This window comes from Lysinibacillus xylanilyticus (assembly GCF_001708185.1).
GTDB classification, from domain to species: domain Bacteria; phylum Bacillota; class Bacilli; order Bacillales_A; family Planococcaceae; genus Lysinibacillus; species Lysinibacillus xylanilyticus_A.
In genome coordinates this window covers 156,342-176,476 of the sequence record NZ_MDDN01000001.1, presented here as the reverse complement: position 1 = coordinate 176,476, position 20,135 = coordinate 156,342, and the positions used below count along the sequence as shown (strand labels likewise).

Annotated in this window: 19 protein-coding genes; 12 read left to right on the top strand and 7 right to left on the bottom strand. The window is 38.1% G+C overall.

The window, feature by feature from the left end:
* Nucleotides 1–11: 11 nt before the first annotated feature.
* The 5 genes from BFJ97_RS00875 to BFJ97_RS00860 all read right to left on the bottom strand — a co-directional run bounded on the left by BFJ97_RS00875 (nt 12) and on the right by BFJ97_RS00860 (nt 3,516).
* A complete protein-coding gene (locus BFJ97_RS00875; protein ID WP_068982773.1) occupies nt 12–1,766 on the bottom strand; it encodes an ABC transporter ATP-binding protein in 1,755 nt (584 codons plus the stop codon).
* A gap of 220 nt (nt 1,767–1,986) precedes the next feature.
* Complete coding sequence (locus BFJ97_RS00870; protein ID WP_068982772.1) at nt 1,987–2,289, bottom strand: zinc-ribbon domain-containing protein; 303 nt, start codon at nt 2,287–2,289, stop codon at nt 1,987–1,989.
* 21 nt (nt 2,290–2,310) lie between these two features.
* A complete protein-coding gene (locus BFJ97_RS00865) occupies nt 2,311–2,724 on the bottom strand; it encodes a hypothetical protein (protein WP_068982771.1) in 414 nt (137 codons plus the stop codon).
* Between the two features lie 11 nt (nt 2,725–2,735).
* Nucleotides 2,736–2,939, bottom strand: a complete 204-nt coding sequence (locus tag BFJ97_RS25580) for a DUF2085 domain-containing protein (protein WP_083226867.1) — start codon at nt 2,937–2,939, stop codon at nt 2,736–2,738.
* A gap of 214 nt (nt 2,940–3,153) precedes the next feature.
* Nucleotides 3,154–3,516 carry a hypothetical protein gene (locus BFJ97_RS00860; protein ID WP_068982770.1) on the bottom strand — a complete coding sequence of 121 codons (363 nt, stop codon included), beginning with the start codon at nt 3,514–3,516 and terminating at the stop codon, nt 3,154–3,156.
* A gap of 379 nt (nt 3,517–3,895) precedes the next feature.
* Here BFJ97_RS00860 and BFJ97_RS00855 point away from each other — a divergent pair, with 379 nt between their 5' ends.
* The 8 genes from BFJ97_RS00855 (at nt 3,896) to BFJ97_RS00815 (ending at nt 11,696) form a co-directional block, all read left to right on the top strand.
* Nucleotides 3,896–4,471, top strand: a complete 576-nt coding sequence (locus BFJ97_RS00855; RefSeq protein ID WP_068982769.1) for a MarR family winged helix-turn-helix transcriptional regulator — start codon at nt 3,896–3,898, stop codon at nt 4,469–4,471.
* Between the two features lie 315 nt (nt 4,472–4,786).
* Nucleotides 4,787–6,049 (top strand): MFS transporter, encoded by a 1,263-nt coding sequence (locus BFJ97_RS00845; RefSeq protein WP_068983468.1) that lies wholly within the window; start codon nt 4,787–4,789, stop codon nt 6,047–6,049.
* Nucleotides 6,050–6,860: 811 nt separating this feature from the next.
* A complete protein-coding gene (locus BFJ97_RS00840) occupies nt 6,861–7,343 on the top strand; it encodes a cell wall elongation regulator TseB-like domain-containing protein (RefSeq protein ID WP_068982768.1) in 483 nt (160 codons plus the stop codon).
* 16 nt (nt 7,344–7,359) lie between these two features.
* Nucleotides 7,360–8,553, top strand: a complete 1,194-nt coding sequence (locus BFJ97_RS00835) for a pyridoxal phosphate-dependent aminotransferase (protein ID WP_068982767.1) — start codon at nt 7,360–7,362, stop codon at nt 8,551–8,553.
* Between the two features lie 28 nt (nt 8,554–8,581).
* On the top strand, nt 8,582–9,877 hold the full coding sequence (gene asnS / locus BFJ97_RS00830; RefSeq protein ID WP_068982766.1) for an asparagine--tRNA ligase: 1,296 nt from the start codon (nt 8,582–8,584) through the stop codon (nt 9,875–9,877).
* Nucleotides 9,878–9,980: 103 nt separating this feature from the next.
* Nucleotides 9,981–10,709 carry a DnaD domain-containing protein gene (locus tag BFJ97_RS00825; RefSeq protein ID WP_068982765.1) on the top strand — a complete coding sequence of 243 codons (729 nt, stop codon included), beginning with the start codon at nt 9,981–9,983 and terminating at the stop codon, nt 10,707–10,709.
* A gap of 13 nt (nt 10,710–10,722) precedes the next feature.
* Nucleotides 10,723–11,385, top strand: a complete 663-nt coding sequence (nth, locus tag BFJ97_RS00820) for an endonuclease III (protein WP_068982764.1) — start codon at nt 10,723–10,725, stop codon at nt 11,383–11,385.
* On the top strand, nt 11,382–11,696 hold the full coding sequence (locus tag BFJ97_RS00815; protein WP_068982763.1) for a YpoC family protein: 315 nt from the start codon (nt 11,382–11,384) through the stop codon (nt 11,694–11,696). The genes nth and BFJ97_RS00815 overlap by 4 nt, the downstream gene beginning before the upstream one ends.
* A gap of 129 nt (nt 11,697–11,825) precedes the next feature.
* On the opposite strand, the gene BFJ97_RS00810 is transcribed toward BFJ97_RS00815, so the two are convergent.
* Both BFJ97_RS00810 and recU read right to left on the bottom strand, forming a co-directional pair.
* The gene (locus tag BFJ97_RS00810) at nt 11,826–14,540 is read right to left on the bottom strand and encodes a transglycosylase domain-containing protein (protein ID WP_068982762.1); all 2,715 of its coding nucleotides are present in this window, start codon (nt 14,538–14,540) and stop codon (nt 11,826–11,828) included.
* A complete protein-coding gene (gene recU / locus BFJ97_RS00805) occupies nt 14,537–15,187 on the bottom strand; it encodes a Holliday junction resolvase RecU (protein WP_068982761.1) in 651 nt (216 codons plus the stop codon). Before recU ends, BFJ97_RS00810 begins: the two co-directional genes overlap by 4 nt.
* Before the next feature lie 427 nt (nt 15,188–15,614).
* Between recU and BFJ97_RS00800 the strand changes: the two genes are divergently transcribed.
* From BFJ97_RS00800 to BFJ97_RS00785, 4 genes are all read left to right on the top strand, one after another.
* Entirely contained in the window at nt 15,615–15,809 is a 195-nt protein-coding gene (locus BFJ97_RS00800; protein WP_068982760.1) for an endonuclease, read from the top strand.
* A 340-nt stretch (nt 15,810–16,149) separates the two neighbouring features.
* Nucleotides 16,150–16,503, top strand: coding sequence for a YppE family protein (locus BFJ97_RS00795; protein ID WP_068982759.1), 354 nt, complete (start codon nt 16,150–16,152; stop codon nt 16,501–16,503).
* A 4-nt stretch (nt 16,504–16,507) separates the two neighbouring features.
* The gene (locus tag BFJ97_RS00790; protein WP_068982758.1) at nt 16,508–18,784 is read left to right on the top strand and encodes a DEAD/DEAH box helicase; all 2,277 of its coding nucleotides are present in this window, start codon (nt 16,508–16,510) and stop codon (nt 18,782–18,784) included.
* 5 nt (nt 18,785–18,789) lie between these two features.
* A complete protein-coding gene (locus BFJ97_RS00785) occupies nt 18,790–20,046 on the top strand; it encodes a ribonuclease H-like domain-containing protein (RefSeq protein ID WP_068982757.1) in 1,257 nt (418 codons plus the stop codon).
* Nucleotides 20,047–20,135 lie beyond the last annotated feature (89 nt).

Sequence of the window (20,135 nt, the reverse complement as noted above, 5' to 3'; positions counted from 1 at the left end):
AAATCCCTTCGTTATTCCTCTTTAATACGTAATTGTTGCTTAGCAAACTCTCGATACATGTCATGAGTCTCAAATAGAGTATCATGTGTGCCACTGCCTGTAATATGTCCTTTCTCCACAAAAAGTATTTGATCTGCATCCACTACTGTTGAAAGGCGGTGGGCAATGACAAGCGTTGTTCTACCTTGCATTAAATTATCTAAAGCTTTTTGAACGTAGATTTCCGATGTACTATCCAGACTAGATGTTGCTTCATCTAGCATTAATATTTGAGGGTTGCGTAATAGTGCTCTGGCGATAGAGATTCGTTGTCGCTGACCACCAGAAAGTTTAATGCCCCGTTCTCCGACTTCCGTGTCAAATTGCTCTGGCAGTTCGTTGATAAACTGATCGGCATAGGCCATTTTTGCAACTCTTTCAAGTTCTTCTTCCGGCACCTCTCTGTCGATGCCGTAGCAAATATTTTCACGAATCGTACCAGATAACAGTGCACTCTCCTGTGCAACGTAGCCGATTTTGCTTCTCCAAGAATGTAGGGAGTAGGTGTCAATCGGGGTATCTCCAAGTGTAATGCTACCGCTAGTTGGCTGATAATACCTTTCTAACAGAGAAAATGTTGTTGTTTTTCCTCCGCCACTTGGTCCAACGATGGCCGTAACTTTACCTGGTTCAATTGTAAAATTAATATTCGATAAAATCGGTTCTTCTCTATAAGCAAAGTCAACATTTTTTACATAAATCGGCTGATCCACTTTTTTTAAGGTCATTCCTTCGAAAATATTCTCCTCTTCATGCTCAAGTAATGCACTGATTCGCTCTGTAGCACCCATCGCTTTTTGGAGCTGCGTAAAGAACATCGTTAATTGAGTCATCGGCATGATGATTTGGATTAAATATAAAATAAATGCCACCATGTCGCCAGCTGTAAGCTCTCCTGAAGAAACGCGTACGCCACCATATCCAATAATCGCCACAAGGACTGACATTAATACAAACGAAATAAGCGGAGAGATAAAGGCGTGGATTTTCGCTTCTTTTAAACCAAACGTAAAGAGGTTGGTAATACCTTTCTTGCCACGCTCGTATTCCAAACGCTCGGCATTAGAAGCCTTTACTAATCGAGTTTCAGGTAAAACTTGATTTAACACTGACGTAAATTTTGCCGTCTCATCTTGCATACCTTTGGAAATGACAAACATCCGTCTTCCTAACAGCATCAAAATAACCATAGCAAGCGGAACAGCAATGAGCATCACTAAAGTCATTTTCCAATCTAAGATTAATAGAATGATAACTGATCCTATAATGGAAATAACACCTGATAAACAGTTCGCAAGGTGTTCTGTAATAAGCTCCTTGACGACAGCTGTGTCATTCGTAACACGACTTAATGTTTCGCCTGAATCATTTTCATCATAATAGGGTATTGGTAAATGAAGTAACTTTCTCCAAAGCTGATCTCTTAAATTCGCGACAACATGATGTCCGACACGATTTAAATAATAAATGGAAAGCCCACTCGCTATGGCCTGCACGATAAAAGCAATACCTAACAAAATAATTTGCCAATAATCAAGGGACTCTACTGAAAAGCCATCTACTAATTTTTTGGTAAATAACGGAACGATAAATCCAACCCCGGTAGTCGCTAAACTCATCATTAATGAGATGATTAAAAGCCATATTGGCGGCTCAGCTTGTTTGACTAAGCGAACAAAGCGTCGCCAATCGTTCTGTTTTGTCCTATCTTTTGATGTTTCCTGCAACGTCAAAATCCTCCTTCATTTTCATCAACAATAAAATATGAATCTTTTATGTTTCTTACTATAGCACGTCTTTGTGAACTGAATATGAAATGAGGAGGTAATGAGGATAGGTGGCAGGAACCTAAAAAACTCCACATCAGAAAAGCGCGAGAAATCAATGTTTTTAAAATTGATTTCTCGCGCTTTTAAAAGTTTCGACTAGCTAAGTCCTAGTCTCTGTTTAATAATTATACTCTTCGATCGCTCCAGCTACAAATCCTAGTATTAAAAATAAGACCATTAATACTGCAGATACACCGACTGAAATCAGCGCCCATATTAAAGCAGATTTAGCGGCTTTAGGCTTACCATCTTTCCATACAAAGTACATAATAATCCCTAAGAGCGGTATACAACAAAAGGAAAGGATATTAATAGCTATATTTGGTTGATCCTCTTGGTATGTATTATGTACACGAACACCACATTTTGGACAAATTTCCGCTTGTTCCGCAATTTCTTCGTTACAGTGTGGACAAAACATATTAAATTATACCTCCTAAAATTAAAAGAATTCCCATTTTCCTACTGCTTTTCCTTCATAGCATTTTTTCCCGATTAAATAAGCATCAATTAAAATAGGTAAACCAACAATTATGAATCCAATTATTAAATTATCAAAAATAAAAACACCAATCATGATAAATATAAATAAGCAAAGAAATCCCTTACCCACTTGATTATTAATGATTTGGCCTACACCGGGTAGTAGAAATGTAAGTAATGCAGGAGCTAGTGGATGAGTACCCTTTGGAGGTTTTCTTAAAATAATACCGCATGAAGTACACATATCTTGAAAAGGATTTATTTCATTCCCGCAATTATGGCAGTAATTAAGTACTTTGAAATTTCTAACGCCGCATTTATGGCAAATTTCTGCATGCTCTGATAGATTGGATGCACAATATGTACAAAACATTTTCAGTCTCCTTAGTTAAAAATTAATGAACCAATGCATTCCCCTTTTATATAGAGATAAATAGTTAGATTCCAAAATAAGAGAGCGGTGTATAAAAACATAAAAACAAAGCCTACTCCACTTAGAATTCCTGTTACTAATCGCCGATAGTTTGTACTAAGCCATTTATTAAATAATTGTCCCGTTCCGTCTATTATCAAAGGAATTGTTAAAATAAGAGCATAAAAAAGGTAAAACTATAAATAACGCCAATATCATGCCAATTACATATCCCAAATCGGAAATTGAACACCTCTATAAAAAAAAGATCGGCTTGGTAATCTATGGCGAAGGAACAAAAATTGAAAATATCAATTTACAAAATCACCTATTTAATCAAGTTTTTCAATAAAAGGAAACAACCAATATAATATACCATAAAAAGGTTCATCACCAAAACGTGTGGTTGATTTCTGTTCCGACTGGGCGCTTTGTTGTTGCTGTCGCTTCGCTTTCGCACAGATAAAACCTTGTTGCTGACGCTTCGCTTTCGCACAGATAAAACCTTGTTGCTGACGCTTCGCTTTCGCACAGATAAAACCTTGTTGCTGACGCTTCGCTTTCGCACAGATAAAACCTTGCCGCTGACGCTTCGCTTTCGCACAGATAAAACCTTGTTGCTGTCGCTACGTTTTCGCACAGAGCAAAGCGGGGCGTCCGATGAGCCGCTTGGGGCAAAAGGATGTTGGTCACGAAGGCGTTATCACAGGACGTGATGGTTTTAGCCTTCGTCCCTCTTTCGCTAATCCCCAAGGAGTCAACCAGCCTCCACTCCAATCAACTTATTTACATAGTATATGTTTTAACAAATGTCATCCACAACTTTTGGTGATGGGCCCATAAAAAGGAATATTGATAGGATCTTCAATGTTGAAAATTAATTTTTATATAATTTTATATAAAATGATTAAATGGATAGGGATTTATTTCTATGGGGAAATTTCTTACTTTTTTAATAACAATGTTTAAAATAAGTTCCTTTTTTGGAGGAATAGCATATAGTATTATAAACCGACAGTCGGTCTATTGAATGTAGTATGTCATTCTATATGAAAAAGTCACCATGTTGACTTTTTGAAAGTTGTTATGTATTATTTAGTAAACATGGTGACTAAATAGAGAGGTGCTACATATGGATTTAAATCTTTTATTGAAGGAATTGCATTTTATGCAGCAAAGTTATGCGACATTGTTTTCAGTTGTCAATAAAGTTCAGATAAGAGGAGATGAATATTTAGAGGTATTAACTTCTAGACAGCATATGGCTCTAATTGCCATAGCCCATTTACCAATAGAAAACACAACGCTCGTTAATATTGCTAAAAAGCTCGGTACAACAAAGCAAACCGCAAACAAATTAATAACGAGTCTTGTGAAAAAAGGATATGTTCAAACGATACCAAGTAAATTAGATAAAAGATCAATTAATGTCGAGATTACTTCAGAGGGAAAAAAAGCTTTAATTGCTTGTTCGGAGAAGTCTACTTACTTTTTAGCAGATATCTTTAAAGACTTTAATACTGAGGAAATTGAAACATTGTGGAAGCTATTGCAAAAACTCTATCGTTTTGATGGTGAGGAATTAGACGGGTATGAAGAAACGGTAAATATGGAGATCGAGGAGCCAGAACAGATTTCGGACTTCCAAGAGAGAGTTTTGACTGAGTTATTAAAACGACGATATGGAGATGAAGAACGCCGTGACTAAAGGAGCTATAACATTTTTTTATCCTCAAAAAGCAAAAGATACTAAGCAGAAGTTAAAAGAAAAAGTTTATCTTATGAAACGTAAAATAAAGAAATCTGCGTATTACGTTAAGGAAAAACTTCGTCGGAAATCAAAAATTAGTCGCACTGGAAATTATGTATCTATAATCGTGGGACTCTTGCTGCTACTGATATCTTGGAGCGCGCAAAGTGAGTGGCTCATGTGGTTGAGTACTATAAGTATTTTTAGTAATGTCTTTCTTCTTACAATACAATCTCAAAAGGGCCATGAATGTTAAAGGAAGGGGTCTTATGCATGGAATCACAGATTAAACGAAAAGGTTTTTCAAAAGATTTTAACCTCATGGTAATTGGGCAAATTATTTCTATTTTAGGATCTGCTCTCTTAAGGTTCGCCTTATCACTTTATGTACTAGATATTACAGGACGTGCAGATCTTTTTGCAGTACTATTCGCGATATCAAGTATCCCAATTTTACTAGCACCACTTGGAGGAGCTATTGCTGACAGGTTTAATCGACGTAATTTAATGGTAATATTCGATTTTACTAGTAGCATCATTGTTTTTGGTTTCTTTATAGTACTAGCAATGGGTGATAGTTCTATTTTGCTTATTGGTGTTGTCATGGTGCTGCTTTCTTTCGTTAGTGCCATGTATGCACCTACAGTGATGGCCAGTATTCCAGTACTTGTAGAGGAGGAAAAACTGGAGCAAGCAAATGGAATTGTCAATGGTATTCAAGCATTGTCCAATGTAGCGGCTCCTGTGTTAGGGGGAATACTATATGGCATGATTGGCTTAAAGGTGCTTGTTATAGTGAGTGGTCTGTTCTTTTTCCTCTCTGCCATATTAGAGATGTTTATTAAAATACCATTTATTCAACGAGAACAGAACGGACATATTATTTCAACGCTTGTAAATGATTTGAAAGAGGGCTTTAGCTATGTAGTGAAGCAATCTTTTATTTTCAAATGTATGATTTTAGCGGCATTATTAAACTTATTATTAACACCCTTATTTGTTGTAGGTGTACCAATTATTCTTCGTGTCACTTTGCACAGTAGTGATACATTGTATGGAGTAGGGATGGGGTTAATCGATTTTGCTACAATCTTAGGGGCTTTATCGATGGGGTACTTTGCGAAAAAAATGGGCATCAATAATTTGTATTTTTGGATTTTCATCACTGCTTTATTGATTGTTCCAATGGCATTATCGGTTACCCCGATCATGCTTAAAATTGGCTATTATCCATCCTATACTTTATTTGTTGGTAGTGCACTTTTAATAGCAATGATTATGACGATCATTTCCATTTACGTTATTACAGTTGTACAAAAAGAAACACCTAATGAAAACTTAGGGAAGGTGATGGCGATTATCATTGCCGTTTCACAATGTATGGCACCAATTGGCCAAATATTGTATGGGCTGTTATTCGAAGGTTTTAGTATTAATATCTATGTTCCTATTTTAATCATTAGTGTTGTCATGGTTGTGCTGGCGATAGCAACAAAGAGGATTTTGCGATTTGAAGTGAGCGAGGCTGTAAAATGATGCTCAAGAAAATCTTTGTGAAATCGCCTCTGAAAGACCTTTCGCGCTTGCTTACGATATTTTTCCGAATCCAATAGGAAGTGGGTTGTGATTAATGGCCGTAAATCTCTGAAATACACGGGCCATTAACAGAGAAATAGGGTAAAGAAGATGGAATGACTTGGTCAAACAAGAAAAAAGAGAAATCGATGCTGTTCGATTTCTCTTTTTCCTTAGGCAAAGGGGGCAATAATGGAGGGAATTGTGTAATATATAAAATATCGGCATTTTCGGAGACTGATTCGGCATGAACAAAATAATACTTACAAAAACTTGTCAAGAATATGCATGCCTACTTACTTACTTTAGCAATTGTTCAAAAAGATAAAAGCAGTCTCTTAAAAGTGAGAATGGGTGTTTGTCTCAATGACCAGAAAAATTAACAATACAAGAATTAATTTGAGCAAGCAGTTAGTACTTGTATCGCGCTAAAAATGGGGGTTGTGGAAACTATCTGATTTGAGAAATAGCACTCGTTTTTAATGGCGTAGTTGATTTCCTATTTGTACTAGTGAATAGGAATTTGTACTTTGAAAGGGTTAATGTATTTCTGATTATTCTGGCGATTCGAAAACGTTGTTTTATCAACGCATAATATATAAAATTAAGAAACACGACAGCACAAAATTGTTGTATAATGTTGTGGTATGAGGAAAGAAAGCAGGTTGACAAAAATGGAAAGCAAAATGAATGTATACACAGTTATAAACATGCAAAAGCATCAAGCATTCGTATTGAAGAATAAGCTAGATGTGAAACTTAAGGTGAATATATGAAAAACTGGTTGATTTTCATTTCTGTCTTTATGGTTTCATTGTCACTTGTCATTAGTATTATAGTACTCTGGAAAGCCGAGGCTCCATTCCGTTCAATTGAAGAGCAGGCTGAACAGTTGGCACTCGATGCCAAAGCCCTCGCAATTGTCTCGGAGTCATACACATATAATGGCAAACATTCGTACGTCACTGTGTTCGGGGTAGATGAATACGGTGAGAAAAAGGCTGTCTTTGTTCCGACGAATCTAAAAGCTGATTCAATTAAGGAAGTGTTTTTGAAAGATGGTATTACGGAAAAGCAAGCATTATCGGTTTTAAAAAAAGAAGGAAATGTACAAAAGGTCCTCAATGTAAAATTAGGCTATGAGGAGCCCGGTGCTGTTTGGGAAATTACATACCTAAACGATCAAGATAAGCTCAACTATGTCTATATTATGTTTAAGGACGGCGACTGGTGGACGCGCATTACGAATTTATAAGAGGAGTAGATCCCGTATGAAAAATTTATTAGCAAACCGTGTGAAAACTTTAACACCATCATCAACTCTAGCAATTACTGCGAAAGCAAAAGAGTTAAAAGAGCAAGGAATTGATGTTATTGGTCTAGGTGCTGGTGAGCCAGACTTCAACACGCCACAAAATATTTTAAATGCTGCCATTGATTCGATGGAAAAAGGTTTAACAAAGTATACACCTGCTGGCGGTCTTCCAGTACTTAAGAACGCTATTATTGATAAACTACAACGCGACAACAACCTTACATATAAGCCGAATGAAGTAATTGTAGGTGTTGGGGCAAAACATATTCTTTACACTTTATTCCAAGTTATTTTAAACGAGGGCGATGAAGTTATTATTCCGATTCCTTATTGGGTATCTTATCCAGAACAAGTGAAATTAGCGGGCGGTGTACCTGTTTATGTTGAAGGTACAAGTGAGCAAAACTATAAAATTACTGCAGATCAATTAAGAGCTGCTGTGACAGATAAAACAAAAGCAGTTATTATAAACTCTCCTAGCAACCCATCAGGTATGATTTATTCTCGTGAGGAGCTAGCTGAACTTGCGGCTGTTGCAGAAGAAAAAGATATTTTAATCGTGTCAGATGAAATTTATGAGAAGCTTGTATACAATGGTATTGAGCATTTTTCAATTGCACAGTTATCTGATGCAGTGAAAGCACGTACAATCGTAGTAAATGGTGTTGCAAAATCCCACTCTATGACAGGCTGGCGTATCGGGTATGCTGCAGGAGATGCGGACATTATTAAACCAATGACTGATCTTGCATCACACTCTACATCAAATGCAACAACAACTGCACAATATGCTACAGTGGAAGCGTATAATGGGCCACAAGACGCTGTAGAAGAAATGCGTCAAGCTTTCGAATCTCGTCTTGAAAAAATTTATCCACAGCTAAGTGCGATCCCTGGCTTCAACGTATTAAAGCCTCAGGGTGCATTCTACTTATTACCAGATGTAGCAGAAGCTATGGCTCATACTGGTTATGATTCAGTAGATGCGTTCGCTTCGGATATTTTAACAGAAGCAAACGTAGCAGTGATTCCAGGCTCAGGCTTTGGTGCACCAACTACAATGCGATTATCTTATGCTACATCTTTAGAATTATTAGAAGAGGCAGTCCGTCGAATTGATGCATTTGTAAAATCAAAATGGCAAGACTAATCCTTTTAACGAACTTTGGAGGATTTCTATGAAAAAAATTATGATTCAAGATATGCCAAAGCATATCGGTGAAACCGTCAAGCTAGGCGCTTGGTTAGCAAACAAACGATCAAGTGGGAAAATCGCTTTCTTACAATTACGTGATGGTTCTGGCTTTGTTCAGGGCGTTGTTGTAAAAGAAGAAGTAGGCGAAGAAATTTTTGCTATTGCAAAAGGTATGTCCCAAGAAACATCAATGTACATTACGGGAGAAGTTAAAGCAGATGAGCGTTCAAGCTTTGGCTGTGAGCTAGCTGTTACTGGTATTGAAGTACTACATGCTGCAACTGATTTCCCTATTACACCAAAAGAACATGGGCCAGAGTTTTTAATGGATAACCGTCACTTATGGCTGCGTTCTCGAAAGCAACATGCTATTATGAAAATCCGTAACGAAATTATTCGTGCAACTTACGAGTTTTTCAACAACAATGGCTTTACAAAAATGGACCCACCAATTTTAACAGGTTCAGCTCCTGAAGGTACTTCTGAGCTATTCCATACAAAATATTTTGATGAGGATGCATACCTTTCTCAATCAGGTCAGCTTTATATGGAAGCGGCTGCGATGGCATTAGGTAGAGTATTCTCATTCGGTCCAACGTTCCGTGCTGAAAAATCTAAAACACGCCGTCACTTAATCGAGTTTTGGATGATTGAGCCTGAAATGGCATTTGTAGAATTTGAAGAAAACCTAGAAGTGCAAGAACAATATGTAGCGCACATCGTACAATCAGTGCTGGCAAATTGCAAATTAGAATTAGAGCGACTTGGCCGTGATACATCAAAACTTGAAAATATCAAAGCGCCATTCCCTCGTATTTCTTACGACGATGCTATTAAATTATTACATGAACAAGGATTTGACGATATTGAATGGGGCGATGATTTCGGTGCACCACATGAAACAGCAATTGCCAATTCATACGATAAACCTGTATTCATCACTTGCTACCCAGTAGGCATTAAGCCATTCTACATGCAACCACATCCAGAGCGAGATGACGTTGTATTATGTGCAGATTTAATTGCACCAGAAGGCTATGGAGAAATCATTGGTGGTTCTGAGCGTATTCATGACTATGATTTATTAAAATCGCGTCTTGAAGAACATAACTTATCATTAGATGCTTATGCATGGTATTTAGAGCTTCGTAAACAAGGCTCTGTACCACATTCAGGCTTCGGTCTAGGATTGGAACGTACAGTGGCATGGATTTCTGGTACTGAGCACATCCGTGAAACGATTCCATTCCCACGTTTACTAAACCGCTTATATCCATAAGCATTACTACCCGTTTATGTTAAGGCGGGATCAATTAAAAGTCGCGTAGTGATATGTCTACGCGGCTTTTATACTTACGATGGAAAAAGGAGTCAAGTATAAGATGAACACAAACAATAATCGACTCCGTACATGGACTGAGCAGAGAATGGTTCAAATTCCTCAGCTTTTTTTTCAGTTTTATAAGGAGTTAAATATTGAGGATGAAGAGGCACTGATTGTCATACATTTACTTGCGTTCCATATGGAGGGCAATGATTTCCCAACACCTAATGATCTGATGAATCGTCTCACAATGCCTGACAATGACATTACTTCACGTCTACAACGATTAATGCAAAAAGGCTTCCTTGAAATTACAAGCGACGTCGATGCAAATGGCAAGCTATATGAAAAATATTCGGTATACCCACTGTGGGAGCGTATTATGCAGATTATTGAAATGAAGGAGCACCAAAAATCAGCAACAACACTTCGCCAAGAAGAAGGTGAGGTATTCCGATTATTTGAAGAGGAAATGGGGCGTCTTTTATCTCCTTTAGAGCTAGAAAAAATCGGTTCTTGGTTAGATGAGGATAAGCACAGTCCAGCGCTTATTAAGGAGGCGCTGAAGGAGGCTGTGTTTGCTGGCAAACTGAGTATTCGTTATATTGATCGAATATTGCTGGAGTGGAAAAAGAAAAATATTACGACACCACAGGCTGCACAAAAACAAAGTGAACAGTTCCGTGAAAAACAAACTTTTAATAGACCGCCAGCCCGTACAATGCAACAAGATATGCAGTCGGCAAATAAAGTACCATTTTATAATTGGTTAGAAGAAAGAGAATAGGGGGGGCTTACGGATGTTAACAAAAAAACAATGGGAGCATTGTCTAGCGGAAATGGATCGTATGTTTCCTGATGCACATTGTGAGTTAGTGCATGACAATCCGTTTGAGCTGACTATTGCTACGTTATTATCGGCACAGTGTACGGATGTTCTTGTAAACAAGGTAACGAAAACATTGTTTCAAAAATATAAAACGCCAGAAGATTATTTAGCTGTATCCTTAGAGGAATTACAACAAGATATTCGTTCTATCGGCTTGTATCGAAATAAAGCGAAGAACATTCAAGCATTATGTCAACGACTACTAGAAGAATACAACGGCGAAATACCAGCAAGTCGAGAAGCACTAGTTACATTGCCAGGGGTTGGTCGTAAAACAGCGAATGTTGTATTATCGGTAGCCTTCGATATTCCTGCACTCGCTGTAGATACACATGTTGAGCGCGTATCTAAACGATTAGGGCTTTGTCGCTGGAAAGATTCAGTGCTTGAGGTGGAAGAAACGATTATGAAAAAAACACCGATGGACAAGTGGTCGAAAACGCATCATCAGTTAATCTTCTTTGGTCGTTATCATTGTAAGGCACAAAATCCTGGCTGCCTTACATGTCCTTTACTTGCTGATTGTCGTGAGGGCCACAAACGTTTGAAAAAAGGACTGGTGAAGGAAGCGTGAATGTAGAGGCAATCACAAAGGAAAAAATTGATGCTTGGTTTGCAGAGTGGACAGTGCTTGAAGGGAAAATTCATGCAGCTCATGATGCTAGAAACGGTGAAGCAAAAGGCTTAATGGAAGAAGCTATTGTATTGTTTGACCGTTTAGTACAAGAAGCAGGTGACGAGGTATTGCCCATTAATGGTATTGACCGATTGGCTTTTATTCAAGCAAAACCAGGTCAATATGCTTGCTATCGTCAGCTTGATGAATTATTTAAAGAAACTAAAAAACGAACTGCACGATTACGGCTCCAGGTAAGCAAAGGCTAGAGTAGTCGAAACGTGATCAAAATGTTTGATAGAAAATACGAATCGACGGTTAGCATCACAATAGTGACGTGAATGAAACATTGATACAAATGAAAAAAGCAGAGAAGTGAAAACTTCTCTGCTTTTTCTTTATTCTGTGCTTTGGCCATTTTCATCCGGGGTCACTGGTTCGGTAGGTGGAGTTGGTGGTTGGCCACCATTATTGTCGCCACCATCGCTTCCGGTGCCGGTATCGGTATTACCTCCACCGCCGTTATTGTTACCATTTCCATTTCCGTTTCCGTTGCCATTACCATTACCATTTCCATTTCCGTGCTGGCCATTGTTGCCATTTTCCTTGCCATTTTCCTTGTCGTTGTGTTTGCCGTTATTGTCACCTTGTTCAGGTTCCGTTGGTTCCTCGATTACAGGTTCATCTGGATTCTCTGTTTCCAACTCTTCATCAATCGTACCCGACACCTGGAAGGTTGTTGTACCTGGTTTACTGCGTGTACCATCTACAATCGCCACGACAGAAATCGTATAATTGCCATCTTCCAATGCATTGCTGACTGTTAAACCTTTGCTTTCCGTTGTGCCGAGAGAAATAGTCTCTCCACCTTCTCGTGTAGCGGATACTTCAAAGGTTGTTGGTAGAGGTTCATTTGTTTCCGGATTAAGCATTGCATCATGCTCCCAAGAAATATCAATTGATTGACCTTCTAAATCTAGGCTTGCACTTACATTGTAAGGTGTAGTAAGTTCCGGAACTTCGTATTTATTTGATACTTCGTTAGGCTGTGTACCACGAACAAATAGCTCTGTTTGACGTAATTCTTTTGGTGTGTAATCACTTGCTAATTTAAGTGGCTTTGACCCAACTTCAATTGTTGCTTCCACAACTGAGCTTGGCTTTTTGAAATTTGGTGTTTCAACATCAGCCGAAATCTCGGTCATAATTTGTTTAAATAATTGTTGTGGTAAACGACGTTCATCCCAAGTTGTAATTGGATCAAAGTGTTTTTCGTAACCACTCCAAATAGCGATTGAATAGTTTGATGTGTAACCAGCGAACCATGAATCCGGCACACTCGTATCTGGTAAATTATGCTTGTCAAAATCAGCTTTTGAGTAGTTTGTTGTACCTGTTTTACCCGCGATATCTAATCCAGAAACATTGGCAGCAGTACCTGAAGCATCAGGCTTATTACTAACAACGTCACGTAGCATATCTGTCACCATATAAGCCGTATAATCACTCATCGCAACATTAGACTTTGGTGTATAGTCTTTTGTTGTTTTACCATCACGGTAAACGATTTTTGTAATTGCATGAGGGTCAGTGTAAACACCATTATTCCCAAATGCTGCATAGGAAGCTGCCATTTGGATAGGAGACATTGTAATATCCCCACCACCGATTGCATCAGATTCGTACACATTTTCAGCTTCAATACCTAAACGACCAATAAATTCTTTTGCTTTATCAGGTCCAACTTCTTTTAATGCTTTTACAGCTGGAACGTTACGTGAAGCGTATAAAGCTTTACGCGCTGTGATTGCTCCCATATATTTACCATCCCAGTTCGTGATGGTTTGTTCCGAATTTGTGTAATTCATCGGTTCATCCACAAGTGTTTGACCCGTTGACCATTTTAAATTTTCGATTGCAGGTCCATAATCGAGTAATGGCTTCATTGTAGAGCCTGGTTGTTGTTTTAAGTCATATGCATAGTTCCAACCACGTTCAGCTCCGTAATCGCGTCCGCCGCCAATCGCTTGAATTTGACCAGTTTTTGTATCAATGACAGCTACACCGGATTGAATCTTCTCTGTTGGGAAGTTGCTGTCATCATTCATAATGTTTTCAACAGTTTGTTGTGCTTTCGGGTCAAGTGTTGTATAGACTTTAATACCTTCCGACATGGCATTACCATCACCGTTTTCCTCTAACTCATTAATAACGACATCAAGGAAGGCATCATATTTAGAGCCAGCAAATTTTTGACGTGTCGCATCGTCAGCTAGACCAGCTTGAACGTCTACTTTCTTTGCTTCCTCCATCTCAGCTTTTGTAATTTTACCATGTTGATACATTAATCCTAGAACTGTATTACGACGTTTTTCTGCAAGTTCAGGATTTTTTAATGGATTATAAGCATTTGGACGTTGTACTAAACCTGCAAGTAATGCTTCTTCATCTAAAGTTAAATCTTTTAATTCTTTACCATAAAAATATTGAGCTGCTGTACCGAAGCCGTAAACACGACCTGACATCAGCATTTTGTTAAAGTACATTTCAAAAATTTCTTCTTTTGAATACTTGCGTTCTAATTGGAAGGCCAGCCAAGCCTCTTGCGCCTTACGTTTTAATTTTTTCTCATTTTGTAAAAATGAGTTTTTAACGACTTGCTGTGTTAATGTAGAGGCCCCTTGTGCCCCGAAACCATCACGGAAGTTAGCGATGATTGCGCCACCGAGGCGATAAAAATCCATACCACCGTGTTCGAAAAAGCGTACATCTTCCGTTGCAAGAATGGCGTTAACCATATCCTCAGGTATATCTTCATATTTTACATATTTGCGGTTTTCTGCACCAATTGTGGCAAATAATTCACCGTTTTTATCATAAAATTCAGAGGAAACGGGGTCCTTCAGTAAGTTTTCATCTAGTTCAGGTGCGGTACTTGCATAATAGGCGAATAACCCAGCACCTCCAATAAAGCATGCAGCTACAATTGCCACAAGTGTTAGCGTAATGCGCTTGAACCATTTTTTCTTCGATGATTTCGGAGGCGCGCTTTTTTTATTTTTTTGAGCGAGAGCCTTTTGATGCTCACCGCGTGTACGACGACGTTCAGTCATTCTACTATCTCCTCACTTTCAAAACCATGGCTTTGTGCTTCAATGAGCTTTTGGATAATCGGTAAATAATCGATACGTGGATGATAGCTTGTGGGAATTTCAAAAGCTTCCTCTTCAATCGTTGAAAAGGGTATCGATTTACGTTCACCGTTTTCCATCGCTAGCCAGGCCTTTTGTAAAACTTCGTATGGCACAATAAAATATCGTTCATAAGCTGAGAAACGAACGATGATAAAAGCCACACCATTTTGTTCCGTCACTTGCTGCATATGTGTCATTTGATGTAAATGAATATTCTTTAGGGGAAAACTGGTCTTTGAAGCAGTTTCCTTTGCATCAAAATCAATATAATGCCCGTTCCAAACGCCATTGTAATCCGTTGTTGATGGCGTTCGAAAATAAGCTTCACGAATAACTGCAGCGCTTCGTGATGGGTACTCTACTTTGACGATTTGTACGGGAACAGGTTTCTTATGAATGATAGCAAGTCGCCTTTTTACATAATAGTCGTTTGCTTCATTAATTTCATCCTCTAGTGTTTTTCCTCGATTACTAAAAGAAAAATCCTTATCGTTCTTCTTTTTTTCTGTTGTTTGAACAGCTGGATTAGGAGAATACAATTTCCCATTCGGATAACGAATTGTCACTTTAGTTCACCCTCTATAATACTGCTATTATACAATAGTTTACCATGATTCAGTAGAAGTTCTCCACTTCCATTGATACCATGGTTGATGCTAGATTAGCAATGGTCAAAAATACCAAACAAATAATCATCATTGGGCAATTTTCGCCTCTTAAAGTCGAAAAATATCATATAGCCACAACTATTTCTATCACTTGAATCGTCAAAATAACAGATGGAATTTCCAAGAGCATTTTATAGAGAAACTGTACTCCACATTAGTCCTGCTACTTGATCGGCGATTTTGAAGACAATGTTCTTCTAAAATAGTTCAATTAATCTTTATCGAAATACTTCTTCTTTCAGCTAACTTACGCTTATTTTGTCACGCATGAAGGTAATTTTATACACGCGAGGAATACATAAGTAAAGCAAAAGGAGGCGTTAAATTGAACAAGTTAGGACAATTAGTTGCGCAGTTGGATCTGGTCAATCAATTACTTTTAACGAGAGTGTCTTTGGAAAACAATGCACAGAGCATGCATTTTTTTATGCAGCTCAAGTCTGTTAGCCAGAAAGTAAGCTTAGCAGAAAAGAACTGGCAAGTAAAGAATGCTTGTTCGCCTATAAGTAGTGAAAAATGATAGACTTTGGTACACTTATCTCATATGCAATTTAAATAACTCAATATGAGTATTTTTAATGCAATATTTACCACATTAAGAGATATGTCTTGGAGTAAGATAAGGCATTTTTGCTCATATAATGTGTGTAAATTAGCAGACGACTTTGTTGGTTGGCAAGAGTTTTAAAAAAGTTGTTTCGGAAAATCATCCTAAAATGATACTATGCGTTTATGTTCATGTAGATGAATTTTCAATTTTAAGGATAAAGCAACTGTTAAAATTCGAACTTCTTTTTAGAGGTAAACGAAAATGTCAGCTATTTACGATAATGTTGTAATTGATGAGATGAGGTGCAAAATTGTTATTAATACAGCAAACTTCCATATTAATAGATGAATGTGAAAAATGTGTTTCACGCTTCTGGCAAATGCGTGAGGAGGATCGTACTCCAGACTTTTTTACTGAGGTTAAGCCACACGCTGATGTTATTCACCAGCTTTTAAAAGAATGGCAGCAGGAGGCGAATAGTTGGATTCAAAAAAATCGTCCAAAATATATGCATACACAACAAATTGCTTCAGCGGTGGAATCGATGGAGCAATTTGTTGTGCAATCTTTTTATAAAGACACAAGTAAAAAACGTTTTTTAGATGCGATTCATTCAACCTCTTATACGTTGAAGATTTTTGATGGGTTAGTGAAGGAGGTATAAATGGATGTTATCTAAAAAAAGGACGATTAGCGAATTGTTAAATGAGTGGAGATACGATGAGGAATTGAAGGAACGTATTTTACATTGGCAAACGCTTGAGGGGCGTGAAGCTAAATATGCATCTTTCCCGGAAAATTTGCATCCTTCACTTGTAAAGGCGCTTCAAGCAAGAGGGATAGAACAATTGTATACGCATCAACGTCAGGCATTTGATTATGCAATGGAGGGTGTTTCCTTTACTGCTGTTACACCAACAGCATCTGGGAAATCGTATTGCTATCATTTACCGGTACTTCAAAAAATAGTAGAAGATAAAAACGCACGGGCTATTTATTTGTTCCCAACGAAAGCTTTAGCGCAGGATCAAAAAAATGATTTAAATGAACTAATCGAACAAAGTGGTGAGGAAATTTTAAGCTATACCTATGATGGGGATACTGCGCCTGGTATTCGTCAGAAGGTTCGTAAGGCAGGACATATTGTCATGACAAACCCTGATATGCTTCATTCAGGGATTTTGCCTCATCATACGAAATGGGTATCACTATTCGAAAATTTGCAGTATATCGTCATTGATGAGTTGCATACATATAAAGGTGTGTTTGGTTCACATGTTGCGCATGTTATTCGAAGATTAAAGCGTATTTGTGAATTTTATGGCAGCAAGCCGGTTTTTATTTGTACGTCAGCAACTATTAAAAATCCAAAAGAATTAGCTGAAGCTTTAACAAATGAAAGTCATGCTCTAATCGCTGATTCCGGAGCACCAGTTGGGAAAAAGACATTTCTTTTTTATAACCCACCCATCGTGCATAAAACATTTGGCGTGCGTCGAAGTGCTGTTCTGGAGGTAAGTGATCTCGCTAAAAGATTATATACAGCAGGTATTCAAACCATTATTTTTGCTAAAAGTCGTGTACGTGTAGAAATGATTGTGACGTATTTAAAGGAACTTACACGCAATAAGCTTTTAGATGAATCGGTGCGTGGTTATCGAGGTGGTTATTTGCCTTCTGAGCGACGTGTCATTGAACGAGGGCTTCGTGACGGTACTATTCAAACGGTAGTTAGTACAAATGCGCTTGAATTGGGCGTGGATATTGGTCAATTACAAGCATGTATCATGACAGGTTACCCAGGAAATATTGCAAGTGCCTGGCAACAAGCAGGTCGCGCTGGGCGTCGTCAGGACGAGGCGTTAATTATTTATGTAGCGCAATCAGCAGCGCTTGATCAGTACGTAGTAAACCATCCGCTCTTTTTACTTGGCAGTGCACCTGAGGAAGCCCGTATTTATCCTGAAAATATGTTGATTTTAATGGATCATTTGAAATGTGCAGCGTTTGAGCTACCATTTTCCGCACATGATACGTATGGTGAATATGAGATTCAGGAACTACTCGAATATTTAGCGGAGGAAGGCGTAGTTTTTAAAACAAGTGAGAAGTGGCATTGGATGAGTGACCGTTTTCCAGCACATGATATTAGTCTTCGTTCGGCTTCACAAGAAAATGTTGTTATAATTGATATGACTGTCCCTGGACAAACAAAGGTTATTGGTGAAATGGATCGCCATAGTGCGATGACATTATTACATGAAGAGGCAATTTATTTACATCAGGGCACGCAATTTCAAGTAGAAAAGCTTGATTGGGAAGAGAAGAAAGCGTATGTACGAGAAGTAGATGTCGATTACTATACGGACGCAAATCTAGCAGTTGAGATGAAAGTATTAGAGGAAGACCGGAGTCGAGATTATAAGGGTGGTATGATTAGCTTCGGTGATGTGGGTTTAGTCGCACAAGCTACGTTATTTAAAAAAATACGCTTCGGGACGCATGATAATATCGGTTCGGGTCCTATTTATCTACCGCCTGACGAAATGCATACAAGTTCATCGTGGCTATCATTCTCTGCACCGGAAAAATGGTCGGAGGCAGAGCTTACGGACGCGATGACTGGAGCTGCATATGCGATGAATGCGTTCATTCCTTTATTTATTCAATGTGATAGTAGCGATGTAGCAGTTGTCCCGCAGGTAAAGGCAACTCATAATGAGCAACCGACGTTTTTTGTTTATGATAAGTATCCCGGCGGTATTGGGCTAAGTGAAAAAGTTTATGAATTATGGGATGAGCTATTATCGAGGACACAGCACCATGTAGCGAGCTGTGCTTGTGAGTCCGGCTGTCCATCTTGTATTGGGGCTCAAGATAGTTTACAGCAGGCGAAGAAAAAGGTACTACAAGTATTAGCAATTTTACAGGCAGAAAATGAGTGAAGTAAATGTCTTACGAAAATAAAATTTTACAAATGAAAAAAATGCTCGGTAAAAAAACGACAACTACTATAAAAAAAGAGGATAAACCAGCTTATCAAAAGCCTGCTGCTCCAAGTTATACGGAGCGGTGGGAAAAAGCCGGACTGACAGTTGTGGAAAATGAATTCGGTATTTTCTTTAAACGACAGGTGCATTATCCATTTAGTTATCAGCATGGTCATTATAAGTTGCAGTCATTTTTTGATGCATTAGAAAAATGGCAAGAGGCAAAGTTTGAACATCCATATGCGCTGGGAATGAATGAGAAGGTTTTATTTTTTGATACGGAAACAACTGGTTTAAAGGGTGTGGGCACGCAAATTTTTCTTCTAGGTTTTCTAGAAGTATCAGAGGAAGAAGAAAGTTTTATTTTAACGCAATATATTCTTGCTGATCCTGCTCATGAGGCAGCGTTACTTTTTGCATCTATGCTTTGGCAAAAAACAGCAACGATTATTACCTACAATGGAAAAAGCTTTGACTGGCCGCAACTTGAAACACGTTGGACACTCCACCAAAAAGAATTACCTAAATTACGAACACAGAGACATATCGATTTGTTGCATAGTTCAAAGCGTTTATGGAAAAATGATATGGAACGAATGAAATTAAAATCTGTGGAAGAAGAGAAGCTAGGCTTTTCCCGCATTGGAGATATTCCTGGCTATCTTGCGCCTATTATTTATTTAGATGCCATTAAAAGTGGTGTTCCAGATGCACTTATAAAAGTTCTTCTTCACAATGAATGGGATTTACTTTCATTGATAACGCTTTATATACATTCGACGAAGTTGCTGTTTGAAGAGACAAGTGAAGAATCTGCAAAAACGTTCACGAATATCGGTAAATGGTATGCTGATTTAAAGGAAAGTCCTCAGAGCGTAAAGGTATTAGAAAAGGTCACGAAGCAATTTGACGCACTTGAAGCAGGGAATGCTCAATATTATTTAGCCATACAACATAAAAAAAATAAAAAATTTAGTGAAGCAATCGATGCTTTTGTGGCTTCTCTACATTTTGTTGATCCGCGAAAAAAATTACACGTATTAGAACAGCTAGCCATGATATATGAGCATCAAATAAAAGATTATGAGCAGGCCCTTTATTATACGCAAGAAGGCATACAATTAATTAAAAAAAATGAGCAATGGAGAATGGAACAAAAGCAGAAATGGGAAATTTCGTGGGAAAAGAGGTTGCACAGATTAGGAAATAAGAAATAATTTCCCGGGTAAGTACAAGAAACGACAAGTTTAGCCTTACATTTGATAGTTTCAAACGATATAATGTGATGAAGTATGCTATAATAAAA

Bases quoted from the DNA above. Each gene is read 5' to 3' on its own strand.
- BFJ97_RS00870 (WP_068982772.1), bottom strand. From the start codon at position 2,289: ATGTTTTGTCCACACTGTAACGAAGAAATTGCGGAACAAGCGGAAATT.
- BFJ97_RS00865 (WP_068982771.1), bottom strand. From the start codon at position 2,724: ATGTTTTGTACATATTGTGCATCCAATCTATCAGAGCATGCAGAAATT.
- BFJ97_RS00855 (WP_068982769.1), top strand. From the start codon at position 3,896: ATGGATTTAAATCTTTTATTGAAGGAATTGCATTTTATGCAGCAAAGT.
- BFJ97_RS00845 (WP_068983468.1), top strand. From the start codon at position 4,787: ATGGAATCACAGATTAAACGAAAAGGTTTTTCAAAAGATTTTAACCTC.
- BFJ97_RS00840 (WP_068982768.1), top strand. From the start codon at position 6,861: ATGAAAAACTGGTTGATTTTCATTTCTGTCTTTATGGTTTCATTGTCA.
- BFJ97_RS00835 (WP_068982767.1), top strand. From the start codon at position 7,360: ATGAAAAATTTATTAGCAAACCGTGTGAAAACTTTAACACCATCATCA.
- asnS (WP_068982766.1), top strand. From the start codon at position 8,582: ATGAAAAAAATTATGATTCAAGATATGCCAAAGCATATCGGTGAAACC.
- BFJ97_RS00825 (WP_068982765.1), top strand. From the start codon at position 9,981: ATGAACACAAACAATAATCGACTCCGTACATGGACTGAGCAGAGAATG.
- nth (WP_068982764.1), top strand. From the start codon at position 10,723: ATGTTAACAAAAAAACAATGGGAGCATTGTCTAGCGGAAATGGATCGT.
- BFJ97_RS00810 (WP_068982762.1), bottom strand. From the start codon at position 14,540: ATGACTGAACGTCGTCGTACACGCGGTGAGCATCAAAAGGCTCTCGCT.
- BFJ97_RS00790 (WP_068982758.1), top strand. From the start codon at position 16,508: ATGTTATCTAAAAAAAGGACGATTAGCGAATTGTTAAATGAGTGGAGA.
- BFJ97_RS00785 (WP_068982757.1), top strand. From the start codon at position 18,790: ATGTCTTACGAAAATAAAATTTTACAAATGAAAAAAATGCTCGGTAAA.